The organism is Bartonella sp. AA2SXKL (assembly GCF_042197205.1).
Taxonomy (GTDB): Bacteria; Pseudomonadota; Alphaproteobacteria; order Rhizobiales; family Rhizobiaceae; genus Bartonella.
This window is the reverse complement of record NZ_JBHIRN010000100.1, coordinates 1-798: the sequence shown is the minus strand read 5'-3', so window position 1 is coordinate 798 and position 798 is coordinate 1. Positions and strand designations below refer to the sequence as shown.

At 32.5% G+C, this 798-nt stretch carries 1 protein-coding gene and 1 pseudogene; one reads left to right on the top strand and one right to left on the bottom strand.

Going from position 1 to position 798, the window contains the following annotated elements:
- Positions 1-452 (bottom strand): FxsA family protein (locus ACFINS_RS10025; protein WP_375706178.1); only part of this gene is annotated, 452 nt, incomplete at its 3' end.
- Positions 453-635: 183 nt separating this feature from the next.
- Between ACFINS_RS10025 and ACFINS_RS10020 the strand changes: the two are divergent.
- Positions 636-798 (top strand): annotated as a pseudogene (locus ACFINS_RS10020) (calcium-binding protein); the annotation flags it as partial.

Genomic DNA, 798 nt, shown 5'->3' with positions numbered 1-798 from the left:
TAGTCTTCTGCTTTCAGATCGATTATTTCCTCAGACTCATTTTGGGTCTTAGTACTGTTTTTATTATGTTTATTCATTTTATTTCTAAGTGATGAAAGTAAATACCAGGCAATACCACGGACTGGTTTAATAAGGAGTAATATTCCCAAAATATCGCTCACAAAACCAGGAAGAATAAGCAAAATTGCGCCAATAATGATACAGCCATCATTTATGATATAATGCTCTAATGTTTGCCCTTGAAGAAGTTCACGTTGTAGATTTTTTAAAAGGCTTCCCCCTTGAATTCTTAACAAAATGCTTCCAGCTATTGTCGTTAAAATGATCAAACTCAAAGTTGCTAGAATTCCAAATTCTTTTCCAACGAAGATAAAGCCAGCGATTTCAACAAGGAAAATACCAAGGGTAAAAATGATAAAAAAGCGAGGATTTATAGGGTAAGATTTGATCACATGAAAATTCCCTTTTCAAGGTTTGAAACAGAAAATTATTGAAGAAAACTTCTTTTAAAACTTAAACAAGAATCTATAAAGGCACTTAAATGCAAGATTCCCTATTTTACATATTTATTGATAAATGGTATTGACTGCAATGTTTATTGTAGATCATTTTAGTTTTGGAGATTGACAGTGCCCATGGAATTTGACATCGTACTTGTCTTAGCTCTTGTTATTATGGTTGTTGTTTTCATGCAACTTCGTAATGTATTAGGAAAACGGATTGGTTTTGAAAAGCCTCCTTTTGATCCTTATTCGAGTCGTTCTAAAAAACAGATTGAAACAGAAACGGCTGATAATA